This is a genomic window from Paraburkholderia gardini (assembly GCF_907164545.1).
GTDB classification, from domain to species: domain Bacteria; phylum Pseudomonadota; class Gammaproteobacteria; order Burkholderiales; family Burkholderiaceae; genus Paraburkholderia; species Paraburkholderia gardini.
This window is the reverse complement of the sequence record NZ_CAJQZB010000037.1, coordinates 44231-65497: the sequence shown is the minus strand read 5'-3', so window position 1 is coordinate 65497 and position 21267 is coordinate 44231. Positions and strand designations below refer to the sequence as shown.

Sequence of the window (21267 nt, the reverse complement as noted above, 5' to 3'; positions counted from 1 at the left end):
GTGTACCCCGACTCTCATAACCTCAACTTCCCGAACCGCCCGGTGCGGACCCGCATGCCGGGTGGTGTGGCAGGGGTACGGCCTCATGGCCGTCCCCTATGCCGATTTGAGGCGTCGCAGGTTCTCTTGACATGCCGGCTTCATCGTCTATACTTAACTTCATGGTTAAGTATATGGACACGGCTCTGGACCGCACGTTTTCCGCGCTGGCGGATCCTACGCGGCGTGCGATGCTCGCGCGCCTTTCCGGCCAGCACGACCTGTCGGTGAGCGAGCTCGCCGCGCCGTTCGAGATGTCGCTGCCGGCGGTGATGAAGCATCTCGACGTGCTGTCCGAAGCGGGGCTGGTCACGCGCACGAAAACCGGACGCACCGTTGCGTGCCGGCTCGCGCCCGCGCCCATGGAGGAAGCGATGGAATGGCTCACCCGCTACCAGCGCTTCTGGACTGATCAGCTCGATCGACTTGCTGCCTTTGTGGAGAAAGACGCATGCTCACCCGACCCAGTCTTACGATCCAGCGCCGCATCAACGCCTCGCCCGAAAAAGTCTGGCGCGCCTGGACGGACCCGGCGCAAATAGCGATGTGGTGGACCCCGATGGGCAACAAGGTCACGCACGCCGAAATGGACGTGCGCGTGGGCGGCCGGTTTCACGTGATCATGCACGCGCCGGATGGCGGAACGAACGACGTCAGCGGCGAATATCGCGAGATCGTGCCCGGCACGAAACTGGTGTTCACGTGGGCGTGGATCACGACGCCCGAACGCGAATCACTCGTCACGATCGTGCTGAGGCGCGATGGCGACGCAACTCTTCTTACGCTCACGCACGAGCAGTTCGTCGACGAAGCCGCGCGTGACAGTCACCGGTCCGGCTGGACGGATGTGCTCGACGCGCTCGAACACCTGTTTGCCTGACCCGATACGGAGGACGCGCATATGGAACCGCACACAATCGTTTCAAGGGAAGAATGGATCGCCGCGCAGCGCGCGCATCTTGCACACGAAAAGGCTTATACACGCGCACGCGACGAACTGAACCGCAAGCGCCTTGCACTGCCGTGGGTGAAGGTCGGGAAGAACTACACATTCGATACGCCGCAGGGCCGCCAGACGCTCGCTGAACTGTTCGATGGACGCAGCCAGCTGCTCGTCTACCACTTCATGTTCGGACCCGACTGGGAAGAGGGCTGCCCGGGCTGCTCGTTCGGCATGGATCACACCGATGGCGCGCTTTTGCATCTCGAACATCACGATGTGTCGTTCGTGGCGGTTTCGCGTGCGCCGCTCGCGAAACTCGAAGCGTTCAAAAAGAGAATGGGCTGGAAGTTCCGCTGGGTGTCGTCGGCGCAAAGCGATTTCAACTACGACTACAACGTGTCGTTCACCGACGATCAGAAGAAGGCGGGCAAGGTCTTCTACAACTTCGGCGTGCAGGATTTCGAATGCGACGAAATGCACGGGCTGAGTGCGTTCTACAAGGATGAAGACGGCGTCGTGTATCACACGTTCTCGCGGTATGCGCGCGGCGACGAGCCGATGGCCGGCACGTACGCGTTCCTCGACGCCGCGCCTGAAGGGCGTAACGAAACGAATGGCATGATGGACTGGATGCGCCATCACGATCGCTACGAAGGCGACGGGCGGCAGCAGCAGAAGAAAGCCTGAGCGTGGCGCGCTCGCTGCGCGTTATAAATCGCCGCGACTTACAGCGCCATTTCGAATGCGGGCTTGAGGAAAAACTCGATCGCCATCACGGCGAGCCCCATCGCGGCGGCGGATAGCGTCAACGTGCCGTATTCATCGTGGCGTACATCATAGAGGCACGCCACGATGAACAGGATCGCGAGAAGGTTGGTCAGCCAGTCGAAATTGAGTGCAATGAACATCGGGAATCCGCGCCCGGCGACACAACGCGCCAGATAATGAGCGCAATTCTATCGAGTTGAGCTTACGGATCCGCTACGCGAACGTGCGATGTTGCACGCATGTCACGGCTTCCTTCATTTGCCCCTCGGGCAGCTTACGGCGTGCTCACCATCTCGTTACGAATCCAGTCGATCACCGACGTATGCCGCGGTTTCCAGCCAGGCAATGTGCGGGCACGCGTACCGCGCACGCGGCTGTTCGAGCCGAGCCCGTACGACGCCATTTCATAACCCCATTCCTGCTTCGCTTCTTCGAGCGGCCAGTCCTGTGGCTTGCCGAGCTTGAGCGCGTCGGCCATCGCCGCGGTCATGTCGCGGAACATCGCTTCGCCGCTTTCGACGAAATAGAACGTGCCGGCCGGCGATTTTTCGAGCGCGAGACGATAGAGTTCGACGACGTCGTCGATATGCACGTTCGACCAGATGTTGCCGCCGCTGCCCACGTGCCGCACCACGCCGCTTTTTTGCGCCTGACGCAGCAGACGCGGCAGCTGCACGCTTTGCGTACCCGGCACCGCGCCGTGACCGTAGATGAGCGTGTTGCACAGCACGCTCGAGCGGATGCCACGATGGGCGGCGTCGAGCACGAGGTTGTCGATCGCGACGCGCGGCGCCTTGTCGGCGGTCGGCGCGGGCAGACGGTCTTCGTAATGGATCGCATCGGTGCCTTCGCCGCCCGACGCATCGCCGACGATGCTCGAACCACTCGTATGCAGAAACGGCTTGCCTGAGCCGGCAAGGCCTTCGATCAGCGCCTCGACGGCGCCACGATGATCGCTGCTGGCGGCGTTGATGACGCCGTCGGCGGCCTGTGCCTGCGCGATGAGCAACGCGCGGTCGTCGAGGTCGCCCATAACGGGTTCGATGCCCAGACGCCTGAGCGCCTCGGCCTGTTCGGGACGGCGCACGAGCCCCGTGACCTGATGCCCGGCGCGCACGAGGCCCGCCGCGATGGAACCGCCGATAAAGCCCGCTGCGCCCGTGACGAAAACTTTCATGACCTGACTCCTGCTGGTTGATTCGCGATGAGAGGCATCCAGTATCCGTCCAGCGGACTTTGTCAAAAAGTGGCTGCGTCTCAAATGAATATTGATTTTTAGTCAATAAATACGATGCCGATGCCGTCCGGGCGTCCGTTTTTTGTCCGGTTGCGAGCCCTGATGGAGCAGGTGTATATACAAGTTATGGCGCTGGCCGATGACACGAGCAGCCAGCGCAAGGCGCGTCCGCCGCAAGCGGGAAGGGCCGGTGGAGCAGAACTCCTCTGCTTCTACTGGAAACCCCTGGTCCCAATCTCACAAAAACAAGTTGTATAGACAAGAGCGCAACGCTACACTTCAAACTCAATTGTATAGACAGGATTTCTCATCATGATTCTTACGCCCGGCAGCCTGACCCTCAAGCAACTCCGCGTGATTGCCCGCGAGCAGCTCACGCTTGAACTCGACCCGGCCAGCTTCGCGGCCATCGACGCCGGCGCGCAGGCCGTCGCGGACATCGCCGCGAAGGGCGAGCCGGCGTATGGCATCAATACCGGCTTCGGTCGTCTGGCCAGCACGCACATCCCGCACGACCAGCTCGAACTGCTGCAACGCAATCTCGTGCTGTCGCACGCGGTCGGCGTGGGCGAGCCGATGTCGCGTCCGGTGGTGCGTCTCTTGCTGGCGCTGAAGCTGTCGAGCCTCGGCCGCGGTCATTCGGGCATCCGTCGCGAAGTGATGAACGCGCTGCTCACGCTGTTCAACGCCGACGTGCTGCCGGTGATTCCGGTGAAGGGTTCGGTCGGCGCATCGGGCGACCTCGCGCCGCTCGCGCACATGTCGGGCGTGCTGCTCGGCATCGGCGAAGTGTTCATTCGCGGCGAGCGCGCGGCGGCCATCGAAGGCCTGCGCGTCGCCGGTCTCAAGCCGCTTACACTGCAGGCGAAGGAAGGCCTCGCGCTCCTCAACGGCACGCAGGCGTCCACCGCGCTCGCGCTCTACAACATGTTCGCGATCGAAGATCTGTTCCGCACCGCGCTCGTCTCCGGCGCGCTGTCGGTCGACGCGGCCATGGGTTCGGTCAAGCCGTTCGATCACCGTATCCACGCGCTGCGCGGCCATCAAGGTCAGATCGATGCGGCGGCGGCGTACCGCTCGCTGCTCGACGGCTCGGCGATCAACGTCTCGCACGCCGATTGCGACAAGGTGCAGGATCCGTACAGCCTGCGCTGCCAGCCGCAGGTGATGGGCGCGTGCCTCGACCAGATGCGTCACGCCGCCGACGTGCTGCTGATCGAATCGAACGCGGTGTCCGATAACCCGCTGATTTTCCCGGATACGGGCGAAGTGCTGTCGGGCGGTAACTTCCACGCCGAGCCGGTCGCGTTCGCGGCGGACAACCTCGCGCTCGCCGTCGCCGAAATCGGCGCGCTCGCGGAGCGCCGCATCGCGCTCCTGATCGATGCGACGCTGTCGGGCCTGCCGCCGTTCCTCGTCCGCGATGGCGGCGTGAACTCCGGCTTCATGATCGCGCACGTCACGGCCGCGGCGCTCGCTTCGGAAAACAAGACGCTCGCGCATCCGGCTTCGGTGGATTCGCTGCCTACTTCGGCGAACCAGGAAGATCACGTTTCGATGGCGACGTTCGCCGCGCGCAAGCTCGCCGACATGGCGGAGAACACCGCGAACATCCTGTCGATCGAACTGCTGGCCGCGGCGCAGGGTATCGACCTGCGCGCGCCGCACCAGACGAGCCCGAGCCTGCAGCGTGTGATGCAGACCGTGCGCAGCGAAGTCGCGCATTACGAGCTCGATCATTACTTCTCGCCGGACATCGTCGCGATTACGCGTCTGGTGCAGAACGGCACGATCGCGGCGCACGCGCCGTTCTCGTTCGCGTCCGAACAGTAAGCACATCAAGCACGAAGAGACATGAACGCACCGGCTTATCAGGGGATCAAGGACTTCATCCTCGGGCGCATTCACGCGGGCGAGTGGTCGGAGGGCGACCAGGTCCCGTCGGAAAACGAACTGGCACGTGAATTCAACGTCGCGCGCATGACGGTGAACCGCGCGCTGCGCGAACTCACGTCGGAGCAGGTGCTCACGCGCGTGCAGGGTTCCGGCACGTTCGTCGCGCGGCCGAAGTACGAGTCGACGCTGGTCGCGATCCGCAGCATCTCCGACGAAATCGTCGCGCGCGGCCATCGCTATCACGCGAGCGTGCTGCACGTCGGCGCGACGATCGCCGACGAGGTGCTCGCGGGCGAAATGCAGGTCAACGCAGGCAATCCGCTCTTTCATTCGCGCCTGCTGCATTTCGAAAACGACGAGCCGGTGCAGCTCGAAGAACGCTGGGTCAATCCGTCGGTTGCACCCGAATACGCGTTGCAGGATTTCACGCGCACGACGCCGAACCAGTATCTCGTGCGCGTCGCGCCGCTGCAGCGCGTCGAGTACCGCATCGAGGCGCTCGCCGCGGACGACGAGACCCGTGAGCTCCTGACCATGAGTCAAACGGAGGCCTGCCTCGTACTGCATCGACGCACGTGGTCGCAGGGTCTGGTCGCCTCGGTGGCCAACCTGTGGCATCCCGGCAGCCGCTATCGCTTCACCGGACACTTCTGAACTTTCTCTCTGGGCATTTGAGGGCCATCACCATGAACAACCCGAAACATATCGATCCGCGTCTCGACCCGACCCGCACGATCCGCGCGCCGCGCGGCAGCGAAAAGACCTGCAAGACGTGGATCGCGGAAGCCGCGTACCGCATGATCCAGAATAATCTGGACCCGGAAGTCGCCGAGCATCCGCATGCGCTCGTGGTGTACGGTGGCATCGGCCGCGCCGCGCGCAACTGGGACTGCTACGACCAGATCCTCAAGTCGCTCAAGGACCTGAACGAAGACGAAACGCTGCTGATTCAATCGGGCAAGCCGGTGGGCGTGTTCAGGACGCATGCCGACGCGCCGCGCGTGCTGCTCGCGAATTCGAATCTCGTGCCGCACTGGGCGACGTGGGAACACTTCCACGAACTCGACCGCAAGGGCCTGATGATGTACGGCCAGATGACGGCCGGCAGCTGGATCTACATCGGCAGCCAGGGCATCGTGCAGGGCACGTACGAAACGTTCTTCTCGGTCGCGAACCAGCACTTCAACGGCGATCCGTCGGGCCGCTGGATCCTGACGGGCGGCCTCGGCGGCATGGGCGGCGCGCAGCCGCTCGCCGCGACGATGGCAGGCTTCTCGATGATCGCCGTGGAATGCGACGAGACGCGTATCGACTTCCGTCTGAAGACACGCTACGTCGACAAAAAGGCCGCGACGCTCGACGAAGCGCTCGCGATGCTCGACGAAGCGAAGAAGGCCGGCAAGCCGGTTTCGATCGGTCTGCTCGGCAACGCCGCCGACGTGTTCGCCGAATGCGTGACGCGCGGCATCACGCCTGACTGCGTGACCGACCAGACGAGCGCGCACGATCCGATTCACGGCTACCTGCCGCAGGGCTGGAACGTCGAGGACTGGCGCGAGCGTCAGAAGACGGTGCCGGACAGCATCGTGCTGCCCGCGAAGCAGTCGATGGCGAAGCAGGTGCAGGCGATGCTCACGCTGCAGGAACGCGGCGCGGCGACGCTCGATTACGGCAACAACATCCGCCAGATGGCGCTGGAAATGGGCGTCGAAAACGCGTTCGATTTCCCGGGCTTCGTGCCGGCGTATATCCGTCCGCTCTTCTGCGAAGGCAAGGGGCCGTTCCGCTGGGTCGCGCTGTCGGGCGATCCGGAAGACATCTACAAGACCGATGCGAAGGTGAAGGAACTGATTCCGGACGATCCGCATCTGCACAACTGGCTCGACATGGCGCGCGAACGCATTGCGTTCCAGGGGCTGCCGGCGCGGATTTGCTGGGTCGGCGTGAAGGATCGCTATCGTCTCGGCCAGGCGTTCAACGAAATGGTGAGGAACGGCGAACTGAAGGCGCCGGTCGTGATCGGCCGCGACCACCTCGATACGGGTTCGGTTGCAAGCCCGAACCGCGAAACGGAATCGATGAAGGACGGCTCGGATGCAGTCAGCGACTGGCCGCTTCTCAACGCACTGCTGAACACGGCGGGCGGCGCGTCGTGGGTGTCGCTGCATCACGGCGGCGGCGTCGGCATGGGCTTCAGCCAGCACGCGGGCGTCGTGATCGTCGCCGACGGCACGGATGCCGCGAAGGAGCGTCTTGGCCGCGTGCTGTTCAACGATCCAGCGACGGGCGTGATGCGTCACGCGGATGCCGGCTATGAACTTGCGCGGGAAACGGCGCGCGAGGCGGGTCTCAATCTGCCGATGCTCGGCCGCTGATCGATGGCGCACGCGTTGAATACGACGCAGGTGTCGTTGCTGCGCGGCGTCGATCTCGTGGCGTCGCCGTGGAAGAACAGCGGCGGCGTCACGCGGGAAGTCGTGGTCCAGCCGGAAGGTGCGGCGCTCGATACGTTCGTGTGGCGCGTGAGCGTCGCCGATGTGGCGCAGCCGGGGCCGTTCTCGCGTTTCGCTGGCATCGACCGCACGCTCGTGCTGCTCTCGGGCGCGGGCATGCTGCTCGATGACGCCGAAGGTCACACGCATGCGTTGACGCAGCCGCTCGATATCGCGCGCTTTACAGGCGAGGCATCGATCGATGCGCGGCTTGTCGATGGCGCGACGCGCGACTTCAACCTGATGGTGCGGCGTGGCGCGGCAACGGGCGACGTCGAAGTCTGGCGCGGCGAATCGCAACATACGCTGGCAGCGGACGTCGTGTTGCTGTTCTGCGCCGCGGGTCCGGTTGAAATCACACTCGACGGGCACGCGCCGTTTCATCTCACGGACAACGACACGCTGCGTATCGACGCCCCGCACGCGCTGGCGTGCGCGGTCAAGTGCGCGGAGGCAGACGCAAAAGCGGGCGCGGTGCTCGCGATCGGCGTTCGCTACGCATGACGGACACGGCTTCGATTTCTCGAAGCCGTGTTTTTTTCGCATCCACATGGCAATGAGCACGCGATGAAGCACACCGTCTGGCATCACCTGAATCTCTGCCCGCAAGGCGATCCGGATCAGACCATTCCCGATGCGGCGATCGCCGTGCGCGATGGCCAGATCGCCTGGCTCGGCGCGTCGCATGCACTTCCCGAAGAATACGAAACGTGGCCACGCGAAGACCTGGGCGGCGCGTGGGTGACGCCGGGCCTCGTCGATTGCCATACGCATCTCGTGTATGGCGGCCAGCGCGCCGATGAATTCGCACAACGCCTTGCCGGCGTGAGCTACGAAGCAATCGCGAAGCAGGGCGGCGGCATCGTCTCGACGGTGCGCGCGACGCGTGCCGCCGACGAAGACACGCTGTTCCGCCAGTCGGCTGCGCGCCTCGAACCGCTGCTCGCCGAAGGCGTCACAGCGGTTGAAATCAAGTCCGGCTACGGTCTCGATCTGGCGAGCGAGCGCAAGATGCTGCGCGTCGCGCGTCGCCTCGGCGAACGTTATCCCGTTTCCGTCTACACGACGTTTCTTGGCGCGCACGCGTTGCCGCCGGAATTCGCCGGCCGCGCCGACGACTACATCACCGAAGTCTGCGAGCGCATGTTGCCCGTGCTTGCCGATGCAGGTCTCGTCGACGCCGTCGACGTGTTCTGCGAACGCATCGGTTTTTCGCTCGCGCACAGCGAGCGCGTGTTCGAAGCGGCGGAGCGCCACAGGCTACCTGTGAAGATGCACGCCGAGCAGTTGTCGAACAGCGGGGGCACCGCGCTGGCCGCACGACATCGTGCGCTCTCCGCGGATCACCTCGAATTTCTCGACGAAACAGGCGTAGCCGCGATGAAGGCGTCGGGCACGGTCGCCGTGCTGTTGCCGGGCGCGTATTACTTCATTCGCGAGACGCAGTTGCCGCCCATCGACCTGCTGCGCCGTCACGGCGTGCCGATCGCGATTTCCACCGACAGCAATCCCGGCACATCGCCCACGACCTCGCTGTTGCTGATGATGAACATGGCGACGACGCTCTTTCGCATGACCGTACCCGAAGTGCTGCAAGGCGTGACGACGCACGCGGCGCGCGCGCTCGGCCAGGCCGCGCGACACGGCACGCTGGCAGCGGGGCGCCAGGCGGATTTCGCGGTGTGGTCTGTCGACACGCTCGCGGAACTCGCATACTGGATCGGCCGTCCGTTGTGCGCGCGCGTCGTGCGCGCGGGCGAGACGGTTTATACACGGCGCAGCGCCTGACGCCGGACCGCGCAGGCACTCTTCACAAGGTTCGACGATGACTCAATCCGTTCAATCGCTGTTCGCCGACCACGCGTATCTGCCAGGCGGCTGGCGTCGCAACGTGCTGCTCGAATGGGACGCGGCCGGCATGCTGACAGCCGTGACGCCGGACAGCACAACAGCATCGACTGGTGTTGCCCGTGCCGCGGGCCCCGTGATACCCGGCATGCCGAATCTGCATTCGCACGCGTTCCAGCGCGCGATGGCCGGTCTCACCGAATACCGCGCCAACGCCACCGATACGTTCTGGAGCTGGCGCGACCTGATGTATCGTTTCGCCGCGCGCATTTCTCCCGAAGGGCTCGCCGCCATCGCGCAGTGGCTCTACATCGAAATGCTGAAGGCGGGCTACACGTCCGTGTGCGAATTCCACTACGTGCATCACGCGCCCGACGGCAGCCGTTACGCGAGCATGGCGGAACTGGCTGAACGCGTCGTCGATGCGGCGAAGGCAAGCGGCATCGGCATGACGATGCTGCCCGTGCTTTACCAGTACAGCGGCTTTGGCGCGCTCGCGCCGCGCGACGACCAGCGGCGCTTCATCAACACGCCCGGGAGCCTGCTCGATCTGCTGGATCGCCTGCGCACGGCGCGTCCCGAAGACGCGTCGCTACGCTACGGCGTCGCGCCGCATTCGCTGCGCGCGGTCTCCGGCGATTCGCTGCGCGCGCTGCTGGCCGGACTCGATGCGATGCTGCCGCGCGCACCGGTGCACATCCATATCGCGGAGCAGACCGCCGAAGTCGACGCCTGCCTCGAAAGCGAGGGTGCGCGGCCGGTGCAGTGGCTGCTTGACCGCTTCGACGTCGATTCGCGCTGGTGCCTCGTGCACGCGACGCACGTCGATGCGGCGGAGACCGTCGCGCTGGCACAGAGCGGCGCCGTGACAGGCCTCTGTCTCACGACGGAAGCGAATCTAGGCGACGGTATTTTTCCCGCCCAGGAATACCTCGAAGCAGGCGGGCGCTTCGGTATCGGATCGGACAGCCATATCGGCGTCGACTGGCGTTCGGAATTGCGGCTGCTCGAATACGGGCAACGTCTGTCGCGGCGTCAGCGCAACGTGCTGGCTTCGGCCGATGCGACGCACGTGGCCGACCGGCTTTTCGGCGCGGCGCTCGAAGGCGGCGCGCGTGCCACCGGGCGCGCGGTGGGTGCGTTGCAGGCCGGCCATCGCGCGGACTGGCTCGTGCTCGATGCGAACCATGCCAGCATCGCGGAGCATGCGCCCGACGCATGGCTCTCAGGTGTCGTATTCTGTGAACACGGCGAGACGCCGGTGCGCGATGTCTATACGGGCGGCGACAAGGTGGTCGATAACCGCAGGCATCGCGACGAGGAACGCGCGTGGTCGCAGTACCGCAGCGCACTCGCCGAACTGCTGAAATGATCCACTGAATGCATTCACGAAGGGTGGAACAGGATGCCGGAACTGCCCGTGAACCGCACGAATTGACCTTGAACTGATCCTGGACTGACATGACTGCATCGAATTCCACGCCGGTTTTCTCGCTGCATCAGGGAAGCCTGCCGCTCCTGATTTCGATTCCGCACGTAGGCACGCGCATTCCCGACGACATTGCCGCCACCATGACGCCAGCAGCCGCCCGCACCGACGATTGCGACTGGCATCTCGACCGTCTGTATGCGTTCGCCGCGCGCCTCGGCGCATCGATCCTGATGCCGGTGTACGCGCGCTATGTGATCGACCTGAACCGTCCGCCCGACGGCGCGAACCTCTATCCGGGCCAGGACACGACCGGACTGCTGCCTGTCGATACGTTCGACAAGGAGCCGCTCTATCGCGAAGGCCATCTGCCGGACGACGCCGAAACCGCACGTCGCCGCGACGCGTACTGGAAGCCGTATCACGAAGCCATCGAGCGTGAGCTCGCGGCGCTCAAGGCAAAACACGGCAAGGTGCTGCTGTGGGAAGCACACTCGATCCGCTCGCACGTGCCGCGTTTTTTCGAAGGACGTCTGCCGGATTTCAACTTCGGCACGTCGAACGGCGCGAGCGCCGCACCGGGGCTCGCCGATGAACTGGCCGGCATGGTCACGGCGCACGGCGGTTACACGGGCGTGGCGAATGGCCGTTTCAAGGGCGGTTACATCACGCGTCACTACGGCCAGCCGGAGAAGGGCGTGCACGCGGTTCAGCTCGAACTGACGCAAATTACGTACATGCAGGAAGAAATGCCCTATTCATATGACGAAAAACGGGCAGCCCAGGTCGAACCGCTGCTTGAAACGCTGGTAAAAACTGCGATGGCACGCGTTCTGGCAGCCGTCTGAAGTTCATTGCTGCGGCGCAAAACAAGCATGGAGCGCGCCAGCAATTCAAAGTCCAGTCCTGGGGGCCCCCGGCGCGAACGCGCGCTTCATCGGGGCCTCATTTCGACGCGCAAGGAACGCAAGCCGTTCACCCAGGTCAATCCAGCACGCCATGCGCACTGCGAGCCGCTGCAATGCAGAAGCGCAACGTCCGCCCACGCGCGGGTTGCGTGCAGCATGGCGATGCGACTACCCTTCATGCAGATGACACGCGCGGCGCGGGCCGTGCGGTGGCGCGACGACGACATCGGGGGAGAAAAGATGGATGACCCGGCGATGGAAGATTCTGACGACGCCCAGCTCGCGGTCTGGCGGGCCAACCTGGTTCTGCTGACCCACGAGGTGGGTGCAGCGGCACGTCTTGCGCGGATGATGACGTTCTCCGCGAGCTATCTGAAACTGATGCTGGCGGGCCAGCGTGAATTCAGCGAGGAATTCGTGCGCGGCGTCGAAGCGGTGACGGGCCTGCCGTCCGGGTGGATGGATACACCGCGTGCAGCGGGCGATATTCCCGATAGCGCACGTTCGGCGATCGACAACGAATCGCCGCGTGCGCGTTTTCGCGGCACCGCGCATCCGGTGCGCAAGAAGTCGGTGTTGCGCCCGCCCGAGCCGATCTTTGGACAACCGGCGCCGTCAAAACGCGTCGAAGAAGAGGCGTTCGGTGCGGAGGCGCATCGTCGTCTGGCGCATTTCCGCAAGCTGCGTGATCTCGCGGTGCAGGACGTGCGACGTTTCGAGCGTTACCTGAACCATCCGCCCATCGAACTGGCGGCCGTGCGCGCGAAAGTGGAAGACGTGCTCGCCGCAACCGATATCGACGGCCACGTGCACGCCGATCTCACCGGGCGGCTCGAACAGATCGAGAAGCACCGGCATCTGCTGTTGCGGCATGTCGAAAAGCTGCAGGAACTGCTCGCGCAACTCGGCGAGGGTGAATGAGCGTGTCCGGGCCTGTCTGCTAGACGTGCAGGTCGGTCAGGATCTGTTCGGCGAGAAAGTCGCACGGTGGACGGTTCGAACGCGTGCTGCGCGCCAGCACGATTTCGAGCTCGGGCAGCTTCGGCAGACCGTGCGTGCGCCCCAGTTGCACGAGGTGCGGCGGCACCGCGCAGCGGGCGAGGGGCGCCACCGCGAGACCCGCCTCGACCATGCTGAATAGCCCCATCAGACTCGGACTTTCATACGACGTGCGATAGGCGATTTTCGCGCGCTGCAGCGCATGAATCGCGTTCGCACGCGCCACGCTGCCCACGCCGAATACCGCGATGGGCAGCGGCCGTTCCTTCCAGATTTCGCGCCCCGTCGCGGCACCTGCCCACACCATCGGTTCGAAGCGGATAAAGTCGCCGGTGAGGCCTTTCACGCGCGTGATGCACGCAAGGTCGATCTTGTTGTCGCGCACGAGCGGTGCGAGTGCGCTGCTCGGCAAACCCATGACCTGAATCTCGACTTTCGGATACGTCGCGGAAAATTTTCTCAACACCGCGGGCAGCAGCGATGAAGCGTAGTCGTCCGGCACGCCGATCGATACGCGGCCCTTCACTTCGGGGTGAACGATCGAGGCCCATGCTTCGTCACGCAACGCGAGCATCTGACGGGCGTACGCAATCAGCACGAGGCCGTCCTGCGTCGGCGTGACGTTGCGCGGTCCGCGCACGAAGAGCGGCTTGCCGAGTGTTTCCTCGAGCGCGCGGATCTGCATGCTCAACGCCGACTGCGAGCGATGCACGAGTGCCGCGCCGCGCACGAAGCTGCCGGCGTCCGCGATCGCGACCACCATCGAGAGAACATCGAGATCAAGTGCTTTCATCGATATCAGGAAAACTGATCGAAAGATTCAATATAACGCGTTTGTCTGAACGCCGGGTGACCGGCATACTGGCGGCACTTCAACTCGACGCGGCCCGGGCGGCCGTAGACCAACGCCATGCCGACGACCTACGACGACTTCAGCAAACTGGGAATGCGCCTCGACATGTCGCGCGGCAAGCCATCTCCCGAGCAGCTGGACCTGTCACGCGCGTTGCTCGATGAAGCAGGCTCGGTGGGCTACCTGTCGCGTGATGGAATCGATTGCCGCAATTACGGGCACGGATCCGGCCTGCCCGAGGCGTGCGAGTTCGGTGCGGCTTTGCTGGACGTGCCGGTCGCGCAGGTCGTCGCGGGCGGCAATTCCAGTCTTGAACTGATGCACGACGCGCTGGCCTTCGCGATGCTGCACGGCATGCCTGACGGCGACGCGTGGTGCAAACAGGACAGCGTTTCGTTTCTGTGTCCCGCGCCGGGTTACGACCGGCACTTCGCGATCTGCGAGGCGCTGGGTATCCGCATGATTGCCGTGCCGTTCAATGACGACGGCCCCGATATGGATTTCGTCGAAGCCCGGGCACGTGACGACGCGACGATCAAGGGCATCTGGTGCGTGCCGCTTTACAGCAACCCGACGGGCGCACGCTGGTCGCGTGACGTCACGCAGCGCCTCGCGTCGATGCAGACCGCCGCGGCGGATTTCCGTGTGATGTGGGATGACGCTTACCGCTTCCATCATCTGACTGAAACGCGTCACGCAACACCCGACATGATCGAAGCCTGTGCGAACGCCGGGCACCCGGATCGTGCACTCGTCTTCGCATCGCTTTCGAAGGTGACGCTTGCGGGCGCTTCGGTGGCGTTCCTCGCTGCGTCGCCGCGCAATATCGCGTGGTGGCAGAAACATGCCGCGGTGCGCACGATCGGGCCGGACAAGCTGAACCAGTTGCGCCACGTGCATTTTCTGCGCGATCGCGCGGGGCTCGAGCGACTGATGGACCGTCACCGGGCGCTGCTCAAGCCGAAGTTCGATGCCGTCGCAAGCGTGTTCGGCGAATGGTTCGGCGGGGTGCCGGACGTGTCGTGGAACGAGCCGGAAGGCGGCTACTTCATCAGCCTGTACGCGCCGCGTGGGCGGGCGAAGCGAACCGTCGAGCTGGCGGCCGCGGCCGGTCTCGTGCTCACGCCGGCAGGCGCTGCGTACCCTTACGGCGTCGATCCGGACGACCGGCATCTGCGGATCGCGCCGTCGTTTCCATCGCTCGATGATGTCCGGCTGGCCGCGCGGGGCATCGCGCTCTCGCTGCTGCGTGCGATCGAGGAACGGTAACGTCGCGCGAAAGGGTTGTAAGGCGCGGCGCACCGGCCGCGCCGCGAAGCGCGATTACCCGGGCATGCGGCGTGCGAGGAACTCGGCTTCGAGCCGCCACGTCACGCCGTCCGGTTCAAGTGCGACACCTGTCCAGTGAAACGAATCGCGGGTGATATCGGTGAAATTCCAGCGGATCGGCGTGCCGTCCGCGTGCGTGCCGATCTGCACGATATCGCCGCCGATGCGCCGGCCGATGAGTTCATCGCGCTGGCCGGTGACGGGATTCAGAAACGTGACGCGCCACGCGCGCAACGCTGCGTCCCAGATGCGTACCGTGATGCCATACATGTTCGTGTCCGGGCCGCTTGCCGGTGTGCGTTCATTGCGTGGCGGCATGATCCAGACATCCTGCACCGCGCGACCTTCCAGCACCCATGTGAAATGCGCCTCGGCCTTCAACCGCTGTGCGCGCATGTCGGTGCGATAGTGGAGCACGTCGAGTTCCCAGCTTCCGGCGAGCCAGCCGTACGCATCGTCTGCTTCGCCGATTCCGGCCGCGCGGCCGCCGGCCACGAGCGCGGAGCCGAAGCCCTGTTCGGAACGGGCTGCCGCGTGTGCTTCAGTGATTACTTCAGTCACGTTCATCGTTCGTTCTCCAGTGTTCCCGGGATGATGTCGTCAGGGTCACACGCAGCGAAACCGCGTTCGCCGTCAATGTGATAAAACAAGCGTACCGGCCGGGACGAGGTGAAATCTTGGGGAAAATTGCCGCAGAACTGGAAGAGGCGCTGGCACGGCGCACGCTGGAAGGCGCGCGCGGCCAGACGAGCGCGCGCCCGCTTGCGTCGGGCGAAGGCTGGATGGTCCGCGACGTGCTGTGCACGTTCGGCCCGCGCGACCGCCCGTTCGAGGAGCAGCACGCGGGTGTGTGCATCGCGATGATCGTCGCCGGATCGTTCGGTTATCGCGCGGCGGCCGGCCGCGAGTTGTTGACGCCCGGTTCGCTGCTGCTCGGCAATGCCGGCGAGTGCTTCGAATGCGGCCATCGTCACGGCGCGGGCGACCGCTGCGTGTCGGTCAGCTATACCGACGCGTATTTCGGACAACTCGCTGCGGACCTCGGCATGCGCCGCGGCGAACGCGTGTTCAGGAGGGTACGCGTGCCGCCGCTGCGCGCGCTTGCGCCGCTCGTGGTCCGGGCGTGCGCGGGGGCAAGCGGTTCAATTCGACCACCGTGGGACGAACTCGTCGTCGAACTGGCGGCGAGGACGTTAAGCGTCGCGTCGGAGCATCGCGGGAGCGTGCCGCCGCCTGCCGCGGCGGCTTCGTCGCGCGTCGCGCGGATTGCGCGGATGATCGATGACGCGCCACACGAAGTGCACACGCTCGACACGCTCGCGCGCGCGGCCAGCATGAGCGCATTCCATTTTCTTCGCACGTTTCAGCGCGTGACAGGCGTGACGCCGCATCAGTACGTGCTGCGCGCGCGGATTCGTGCTGCCGCGCTGCGGCTTGTCGACGACACCGCGAAGATCGTTGACGTCGCGCTCGATTGCGGCTTTAACGACGTATCGAATTTCAACCACGCATTTCGCACCGAGTTCGGCGTCAGTCCGCGCGCGTACCGGGCGGGCGCGCGCAACGTATGAGCCCACATGGCGTGCTGCGCCTTCTGGCCGTGACGTCGTGCCTGGCCGTGTGCTGCGCGATGCCTTCCGCGCACGCGGCGGACACGGCGAGCGTCGGGGACGTTCCTCCATCGACGCTTGAACGCGACGTCCATCTCTTCATCGTGCAGAGCGACGGCTCGGTCGAGGAGCGCGACGACTCGACCCTGCGCGCGAACACGACAAGCGGCGTCGACGACATCGCGCAGCGTTACGTGTGGTTCAACAAGGACATCGAGCAGATCCAGCTGCTCACCGCCGAGACGATCGGCCGCGACGGTGTGGTGCACCCCGTAGGTCCGGAAGGCATTCGCGATGTGCAGGAACCGCGTTCCGCAGGGGCCCCGACGTTCCAGGACGGCGTGCTGCGCACGGTCATCTTTCCTGGTGTCGAACCTGGCGCGCGCGTGCATCTGGTCTTCAGCAAGAAACGCACAAAACCCCTTCAGGCAGGCACGTTTTCGTATTTTGTCGAACCCACGCGCGAACCCGTCGAGTTCCAGCAACTGATCTTCGATCTGCCGGCGGGGCTGCCGCTGCATGTCGATGCGCGCGGTTACGTCGCGCTCGATCCGGTGACGGAAAACGGCCGTACCCGCTACACGTTCGAATATCGTCACGGCCCCTATGCGCCGACAGAGCGTGGGGCCGTGGGCTATGTGACGTGGGGCGACCGTCTGATGGTGTCCACCACGCCGGATTACGCCGCGTTTGCGGAGCGCTACCGTTCGCCTGCCATGGACACGAGTGTCAACGATCCCGCGATCGTGCAACTCGCCCGCTCGCTAACGGCACAAACGGATGATCCGCGCACAAAGGCGCAGCTGCTCTACGACTGGATGCGCTTTAACGTGCGTTACGTCGCGCTCTTTCTGGGCGAGACAGCCGCGGTGCCGCATCGCGCGACCGACATCCTGCGCAACCGTTACGGCGACTGCAAGGATTACGTCGCGCTATATGGCGCGCTGCTCGCGGCGGTCGGCATCCGTAGCGAAGCGGTGCTGCTGAATCTGGGACCGGTCTATACGCTTCCGTCGGTGCCGGGATACGGCCCGGGCGCGATCAACCACGCCATCCTCTGGATGCCGGATCTCGGACTCTACGCCGACGCCTCCGCGGGCGGCACGGCCTTCGGCTATCTGCCGCCGGGCGTGATGGACCGGCCCGCGCTGCTGGTGGGAGAAGGCGTGCTGTCGCGTACGCCGGCGGTTCAGCCGCGCGGGCGCAGCGCGCGGCTGCAGTTCGACGTCGGTGCCGACGGCAATGCGGCTTATACGTATCACGTCGAGGATTCCGGTTCGACGGCGGAACCCGAACGCAACATGTTCCGCCGTTCGACACGCATGCGGGCACAACAGATCGCCGTCGACCGTCTGCGTCAAACCGGCCTGCAGGGCACGGCGGAGGTGCGCACCAGCGACCTCGCGGCGACGCAGGGACCGTTCACGAGCACGATTGACGGCACCGTCGAACACTTCGCGTGGCCCGACGGCACGACGGCGCTACCGGCGCTGTCGAGCCTGTCCGGCGGCATCGCGACCCAGGTGCTTGCATGGCTCGCCGAGCCGGTGCGCACACAACCTTTTGTGTGCATCGGCGGCGACTTCGACGAAACCGCGCAGATCACGCTGCCGGGCAACCTGCGCGTGACCGACGTTCCGCACGATACCGAGGTACACGACGCATCGTTCGATTACGTGTCGCACTATGTGTTCGATCCGGTGTCGCGGACGCTGCAGGTCACGCGGCAACTGCACGCCGCGTTCGGACATCAGATGTGTTCGCCGGAAGAGTTCGCCGCGTCGCGCGTCGCGCTCGTCAGGATCGAGCGCGACGCGTTTTCGCAGGTCGTGGTGAAGGGCGCGGAAAGTCAGGCACGTTCGGGCTACGCGGCTAAAGAACAGGCACCGCGCAGCGCGAACGTCACGTCAGGAACGCCAGGGCAGGCTTATACGCCGTTCTTGGTGACGACCGGCACCCATGCGCCGCCCTTGACCTGATAGAGCGTCGAGGACGCGTTCTTGAGCGCGCCCGTGCTGTCGAAAGCGATCGTTCCGGTGATGCCCTCGAAGCTGATGCTCTTGAGCGCCGGCCGGTACGCGTTCGGCGTCGACGATTTCGCGGCCTCCATCGCCTTGATCGCCGCCCACGCCGCGTCATAACCGAACGGCGCATACGACAGGATGTCGACACCAAAGCGCTGCTTGAACTTCTGCGAGAAGTCCTTGCCGCCCGGCAGTTGCGACAGCGGCCGGCCGTATTCCCAGGCCATCACGCCTTCGGCTGCATCGCCCGCCAGCTTGATGAACTCGGGGTCCTCGACGCCGCCGCCGCCCACGAGCTGCGCCGTGATGCCGAGCTGCTTCATCCTTTTGGCAATACCGGCTGCCTGCGTGTCGAGACCGCCAAAGAAAATCAGGTCGGCGTTGGTCGACTTGATCTTCGTGAGCTGCGTGCTGAAATCGACGGACTTGTTGTCGGTGTACTCACGCGTGACGATCGTGCCGCCGTGAGCCTTCACGGCCTTTTCGAACTCGTCGGCTTCACCCTGGCCGAACGCGGTGCGGTCGTCGATGATCGCGATACGTTTGGCCTTCGTCACCTCGACGGCGTAGACGCCCGCATTGCCGGCGTTTTGCGCATCGGTGGAGATCACCATGAACGTGTTGGCGAAACCGCGGCCCGTGATCGTCGGATTCGTCGCGGCCGGATCGATGACCGGAATGCCGGCCTGCTCATAGACCTGCGAAGCCGGAATCGTCGTGCCCGAGTTGAAGTGGCCGACGACCACCGAGACACCTTCGTCGACCAGCTTCTGCGCGGCCTGCACGCCGATACGCGGGTCGGCCTGATCGTCTTCGGAAACGAGGTCGAAATGCGCGACCTTGTCGCCGATCTTGATCTTCTGTGCATTCGCCTCGTCGATCGCGAGCCGCACGCCGTTTTGCAGGTCTTTCCCATAGCCCGCATTCACGCCCGTCAAGGGTGCGGCAAAGCCGACCTTGACCGTCATATCTTCCGCGAAGCCGGACAGCGGCGCGAGCGTCAGGGCAGCGCCGACCAGCACGGCGAAGGGTTGCATCGTCTTGCGAATACTCATGGTCTCTCCTTCCATCGACAAGGTTCACAAACGGAAACTGACGGTACGGGCAGAGCGAGCGCGGCGATTGAAACAACCGAAGCGATCCGCAACCAGCCCGATCATGATGATCAATCTGGCGCGAATATAGAAAGCCAATATGAGGCCGTCTTGGCAGTTCGCGGCGCTTTGAATGAGCATTTCAGCACAGGCAGCGTGGGCGCGAGACCAGGGTATGACCTCAGAGGCGAAAGACGTAGCCGGGGCGGGCGAGGGGGAGGGCGGTATCAGCCGGAAGCCGGCGCGGGTGCGCCGGCCGGCATATCAGTGTTCGCCTTGCAGGCGCAGCAGTTCTTCGCGCAGGCGAACGAGCGGTTCCTTGACGTCTTCTTCCGCCCAGGTGTCGAGATCGTCGATTGCGCGCATGCAGCCGTCGAGCACCACGTCGAGATCGACCGGGATGCCGTTTGCCATCGCGAACTGGATCGTCTCGGCGAACTGCTGGCATTCGTCCTCGCCGTACGAGATGTCGAGATTGTCCGCGATGATTTCGGCGATGTTGCTACGCGCCCTGTCGTCGGCCGTGACGAGATCGACGATGCCGCCCGCCACCGCCGGCGAGTAGTAGAGCGCGATATCGAGCCATTGCGCCGGGTCGAAATCCGCCTCGCCGAACTGCTTCTCGAAGTACTCGATGGCTTCCTGTTCGTGCGCTTCGTCGGCGTCGACGCTGATGCACAATTCCTCGAAAATTTCTTCCCGCTCGCTGCGGATGTGTCCGTCCATCTGTGCCTCTTTGCCTTGTTGCGGTGACGCGTGTGATTCGCCTGATATGGCTGATATGACCTTTATGCCTGCGAAAGGCGTCCGGCCCGGGTCCGAATTACAGGACGTTGCGCGACCACTTACCGGCACGGGCCGTTTGCCCGTTTGCCGGCCGCCGTGCTCAGCCCGCTTCGTTCACGACCCACGCATCGAACCAGTCGCGCGGATACGCGATTCCGTCTTGTGCCGCGACCAGTTCGAGTTCGTAGCGATGCGCTTCCCATGTCGCCTTGACGACCGCATTGACGGCCGCGATCGTATGTTCGAACGCCGAGCGCACCGGGTCTCCAAGCAGCGTTCGCGCGACGAATACCGCGCTCGTCAGGTCGCCGACGCCGACCGGCTGGCGTGCGAACGGATACAGCGGGCGCTGGCCCATCCACGCTTCGCGTTCGGTGACGACAAGCATGTTGAAGCGGTCGGCAGGCGTATTGCGATCGTACAGATGCTTCACGAGCATGATTTTCGGTCCGCGCCGGATCACTTCGCGGCAGGCGGCAACGGCTTCCTCGACGGTTTCGATTTCGCACCCGACCAGCCGTTGCAGTTCGATATGGTTGGGCGCCATGCCGTCGGCGAATTCAGGCATCGTGCGCACCAGAAACTCCTGGATACCGGGCTCGACCTTGCAGCCGCCCCGTGCCGAGCTCATCACCGGATCGCAGAAGTACCAGGCGTTCGGGTTCGCGGCCTTCACGGCGCGCACGATTTCGACCACGGCCTGACCTTGATCGGGCGTGCCCAGGTAACCCGAGAGCACCGCATCGCAGCGTGGCAGCATGCCGATCGCACCGATGCCGTCGACAAGATCTTCCATCTGCGCGGCGTCGATTGCGCTGCCTGTCCAGTGACCGTATTGCGTGTGATTGGAGAACTGCACCGTATTGAGCGGCCACACGTTGACGCCGAGGCGGCGCATCGGAAACTCCGCGGCGCTGTTGCCCGCATGACCGAATACGACGTGCGACTGAATGCTCAAGACGTTTTTCATGGTGTGCTTCGTCGACGCGGACAATGCGCGCCGTATGCGATG

Annotated in this window: 21 protein-coding genes; 14 read left to right on the top strand and 7 right to left on the bottom strand. The window is 64.4% G+C overall.

Features of this window, described 5'->3' with window-relative positions:
* The first annotated feature begins 131 nt into the window (after nt 1-131).
* From LPA37_RS22305 to LPA37_RS22295, 3 genes are read left to right on the top strand one after another with little or no spacing between them, the layout of a single operon-like run.
* Complete coding sequence (locus tag LPA37_RS22305; RefSeq protein ID WP_228979073.1) at nt 132-581, top strand: ArsR/SmtB family transcription factor; 450 nt, start codon at nt 132-134, stop codon at nt 579-581.
* Complete coding sequence (locus LPA37_RS22300; RefSeq protein WP_229013734.1) at nt 491-919, top strand: SRPBCC family protein; 429 nt, start codon at nt 491-493, stop codon at nt 917-919. Before LPA37_RS22305 ends, LPA37_RS22300 begins: the two co-directional genes overlap by 91 nt.
* A gap of 21 nt (nt 920-940) precedes the next feature.
* On the top strand, nt 941-1669 hold the full coding sequence (locus LPA37_RS22295) for a DUF899 domain-containing protein (RefSeq protein WP_228979070.1): 729 nt from the start codon (nt 941-943) through the stop codon (nt 1667-1669).
* A gap of 38 nt (nt 1670-1707) precedes the next feature.
* Here LPA37_RS22295 and LPA37_RS22290 read toward each other — a convergent pair whose 3' ends face one another.
* On the bottom strand, nt 1708-1890 hold the full coding sequence (locus LPA37_RS22290) for a hypothetical protein (RefSeq protein WP_228979069.1): 183 nt from the start codon (nt 1888-1890) through the stop codon (nt 1708-1710).
* 134 nt (nt 1891-2024) lie between these two features.
* Nucleotides 2025-2927: an NAD-dependent epimerase/dehydratase family protein gene (locus LPA37_RS22285; protein ID WP_228979067.1), complete on the bottom strand. Its 903-nt coding sequence runs from the start codon at nt 2925-2927 to the stop codon at nt 2025-2027.
* 369 nt (nt 2928-3296) lie between these two features.
* On the opposite strand from LPA37_RS22285, the gene hutH reads away from it, so the two are divergent.
* The 8 genes from hutH to LPA37_RS22245 all read left to right on the top strand — a co-directional run bounded on the left by hutH (nt 3297) and on the right by LPA37_RS22245 (nt 12481).
* The gene (gene hutH, locus LPA37_RS22280; protein WP_228979258.1) at nt 3297-4820 is read left to right on the top strand and encodes a histidine ammonia-lyase; all 1524 of its coding nucleotides are present in this window, start codon (nt 3297-3299) and stop codon (nt 4818-4820) included.
* A gap of 21 nt (nt 4821-4841) precedes the next feature.
* The gene (gene hutC / locus LPA37_RS22275; protein ID WP_229013733.1) at nt 4842-5537 is read left to right on the top strand and encodes a histidine utilization repressor; all 696 of its coding nucleotides are present in this window, start codon (nt 4842-4844) and stop codon (nt 5535-5537) included.
* Between the two features lie 32 nt (nt 5538-5569).
* Nucleotides 5570-7258 (top strand): urocanate hydratase, encoded by a 1689-nt coding sequence (gene hutU, locus LPA37_RS22270; protein WP_228979063.1) that lies wholly within the window; start codon nt 5570-5572, stop codon nt 7256-7258.
* A gap of 3 nt (nt 7259-7261) precedes the next feature.
* Nucleotides 7262-7879, top strand: a complete 618-nt coding sequence (locus LPA37_RS22265; protein ID WP_228979061.1) for a HutD/Ves family protein — start codon at nt 7262-7264, stop codon at nt 7877-7879.
* Nucleotides 7880-7942: 63 nt separating this feature from the next.
* On the top strand, nt 7943-9163 hold the full coding sequence (gene hutI / locus LPA37_RS22260; RefSeq protein ID WP_229013732.1) for an imidazolonepropionase: 1221 nt from the start codon (nt 7943-7945) through the stop codon (nt 9161-9163).
* 37 nt (nt 9164-9200) lie between these two features.
* Complete coding sequence (locus tag LPA37_RS22255; RefSeq protein WP_228979057.1) at nt 9201-10595, top strand: formimidoylglutamate deiminase; 1395 nt, start codon at nt 9201-9203, stop codon at nt 10593-10595.
* Between the two features lie 89 nt (nt 10596-10684).
* On the top strand, nt 10685-11500 hold the full coding sequence (gene hutG, locus LPA37_RS22250; RefSeq protein WP_228979055.1) for an N-formylglutamate deformylase: 816 nt from the start codon (nt 10685-10687) through the stop codon (nt 11498-11500).
* Nucleotides 11501-11815: 315 nt separating this feature from the next.
* Nucleotides 11816-12481 carry a hypothetical protein gene (locus tag LPA37_RS22245; protein ID WP_228979257.1) on the top strand — a complete coding sequence of 222 codons (666 nt, stop codon included), beginning with the start codon at nt 11816-11818 and terminating at the stop codon, nt 12479-12481.
* A gap of 19 nt (nt 12482-12500) precedes the next feature.
* Here LPA37_RS22245 and LPA37_RS22240 read toward each other — a convergent pair whose 3' ends face one another.
* Complete coding sequence (locus LPA37_RS22240; protein WP_228979052.1) at nt 12501-13352, bottom strand: LysR substrate-binding domain-containing protein; 852 nt, start codon at nt 13350-13352, stop codon at nt 12501-12503.
* A gap of 117 nt (nt 13353-13469) precedes the next feature.
* Between LPA37_RS22240 and LPA37_RS22235 the strand changes: the two genes are divergently transcribed.
* Complete coding sequence (locus tag LPA37_RS22235) at nt 13470-14681, top strand: aminotransferase class I/II-fold pyridoxal phosphate-dependent enzyme (protein WP_229013731.1); 1212 nt, start codon at nt 13470-13472, stop codon at nt 14679-14681.
* Nucleotides 14682-14735: 54 nt separating this feature from the next.
* Here LPA37_RS22235 and LPA37_RS22230 read toward each other — a convergent pair whose 3' ends face one another.
* Nucleotides 14736-15308, bottom strand: a complete 573-nt coding sequence (locus LPA37_RS22230) for a hypothetical protein (RefSeq protein ID WP_228979044.1) — start codon at nt 15306-15308, stop codon at nt 14736-14738.
* Between the two features lie 110 nt (nt 15309-15418).
* Between LPA37_RS22230 and LPA37_RS22225 the strand changes: the two genes are divergently transcribed.
* A complete protein-coding gene (locus LPA37_RS22225) occupies nt 15419-16312 on the top strand; it encodes a helix-turn-helix transcriptional regulator (RefSeq protein WP_229013730.1) in 894 nt (297 codons plus the stop codon).
* The gene (locus tag LPA37_RS22220; protein ID WP_407672599.1) at nt 16309-18330 is read left to right on the top strand and encodes a DUF3857 domain-containing transglutaminase family protein; all 2022 of its coding nucleotides are present in this window, start codon (nt 16309-16311) and stop codon (nt 18328-18330) included. The genes LPA37_RS22225 and LPA37_RS22220 overlap by 4 nt, the downstream gene beginning before the upstream one ends.
* Here the strand turns inward: LPA37_RS22220 and LPA37_RS22215 are convergent.
* From LPA37_RS22215 to pdxY, 3 genes are all read right to left on the bottom strand, one after another.
* On the bottom strand, nt 18279-19430 hold the full coding sequence (locus LPA37_RS22215; protein WP_228979041.1) for a branched-chain amino acid ABC transporter substrate-binding protein: 1152 nt from the start codon (nt 19428-19430) through the stop codon (nt 18279-18281). The genes LPA37_RS22220 and LPA37_RS22215 overlap by 52 nt on opposite strands.
* A gap of 303 nt (nt 19431-19733) precedes the next feature.
* Nucleotides 19734-20195, bottom strand: coding sequence for a hypothetical protein (locus tag LPA37_RS22210; RefSeq protein WP_228979039.1), 462 nt, complete (start codon nt 20193-20195; stop codon nt 19734-19736).
* Between the two features lie 160 nt (nt 20196-20355).
* The gene (pdxY, locus tag LPA37_RS22205) at nt 20356-21225 is read right to left on the bottom strand and encodes a pyridoxal kinase PdxY (RefSeq protein ID WP_228979038.1); all 870 of its coding nucleotides are present in this window, start codon (nt 21223-21225) and stop codon (nt 20356-20358) included.
* Nucleotides 21226-21267 lie beyond the last annotated feature (42 nt).

Excerpts from the sequence above, each read along its gene's own strand:
- LPA37_RS22255 (WP_228979057.1), top strand. The coding sequence starts at position 9,201 with ATGACTCAATCCGTTCAATCGCTGTTCGCCGACCACGCGTATCTGCCA.
- hutI (WP_229013732.1), top strand. The coding sequence starts at position 7,943 with ATGAAGCACACCGTCTGGCATCACCTGAATCTCTGCCCGCAAGGCGAT.
- LPA37_RS22230 (WP_228979044.1), bottom strand. The coding sequence starts at position 15,308 with ATGAACGTGACTGAAGTAATCACTGAAGCACACGCGGCAGCCCGTTCC.
- hutU (WP_228979063.1), top strand. The coding sequence starts at position 5,570 with ATGAACAACCCGAAACATATCGATCCGCGTCTCGACCCGACCCGCACG.
- LPA37_RS22245 (WP_228979257.1), top strand. The coding sequence starts at position 11,816 with ATGGAAGATTCTGACGACGCCCAGCTCGCGGTCTGGCGGGCCAACCTG.
- LPA37_RS22285 (WP_228979067.1), bottom strand. The coding sequence starts at position 2,927 with ATGAAAGTTTTCGTCACGGGCGCAGCGGGCTTTATCGGCGGTTCCATC.
- LPA37_RS22210 (WP_228979039.1), bottom strand. The coding sequence starts at position 20,195 with ATGGACGGACACATCCGCAGCGAGCGGGAAGAAATTTTCGAGGAATTG.
- LPA37_RS22215 (WP_228979041.1), bottom strand. The coding sequence starts at position 19,430 with ATGAGTATTCGCAAGACGATGCAACCCTTCGCCGTGCTGGTCGGCGCT.
- LPA37_RS22305 (WP_228979073.1), top strand. The coding sequence starts at position 132 with ATGCCGGCTTCATCGTCTATACTTAACTTCATGGTTAAGTATATGGAC.
- LPA37_RS22300 (WP_229013734.1), top strand. The coding sequence starts at position 491 with ATGCTCACCCGACCCAGTCTTACGATCCAGCGCCGCATCAACGCCTCG.
- LPA37_RS22220 (WP_407672599.1), top strand. The coding sequence starts at position 16,309 with ATGAGCCCACATGGCGTGCTGCGCCTTCTGGCCGTGACGTCGTGCCTG.
- hutC (WP_229013733.1), top strand. The coding sequence starts at position 4,842 with ATGAACGCACCGGCTTATCAGGGGATCAAGGACTTCATCCTCGGGCGC.
- hutG (WP_228979055.1), top strand. The coding sequence starts at position 10,685 with ATGACTGCATCGAATTCCACGCCGGTTTTCTCGCTGCATCAGGGAAGC.
- LPA37_RS22290 (WP_228979069.1), bottom strand. The coding sequence starts at position 1,890 with ATGTTCATTGCACTCAATTTCGACTGGCTGACCAACCTTCTCGCGATC.
- LPA37_RS22235 (WP_229013731.1), top strand. The coding sequence starts at position 13,470 with ATGCCGACGACCTACGACGACTTCAGCAAACTGGGAATGCGCCTCGAC.
- LPA37_RS22265 (WP_228979061.1), top strand. The coding sequence starts at position 7,262 with ATGGCGCACGCGTTGAATACGACGCAGGTGTCGTTGCTGCGCGGCGTC.
- LPA37_RS22295 (WP_228979070.1), top strand. The coding sequence starts at position 941 with ATGGAACCGCACACAATCGTTTCAAGGGAAGAATGGATCGCCGCGCAG.
- pdxY (WP_228979038.1), bottom strand. The coding sequence starts at position 21,225 with ATGAAAAACGTCTTGAGCATTCAGTCGCACGTCGTATTCGGTCATGCG.
- LPA37_RS22240 (WP_228979052.1), bottom strand. The coding sequence starts at position 13,352 with ATGAAAGCACTTGATCTCGATGTTCTCTCGATGGTGGTCGCGATCGCG.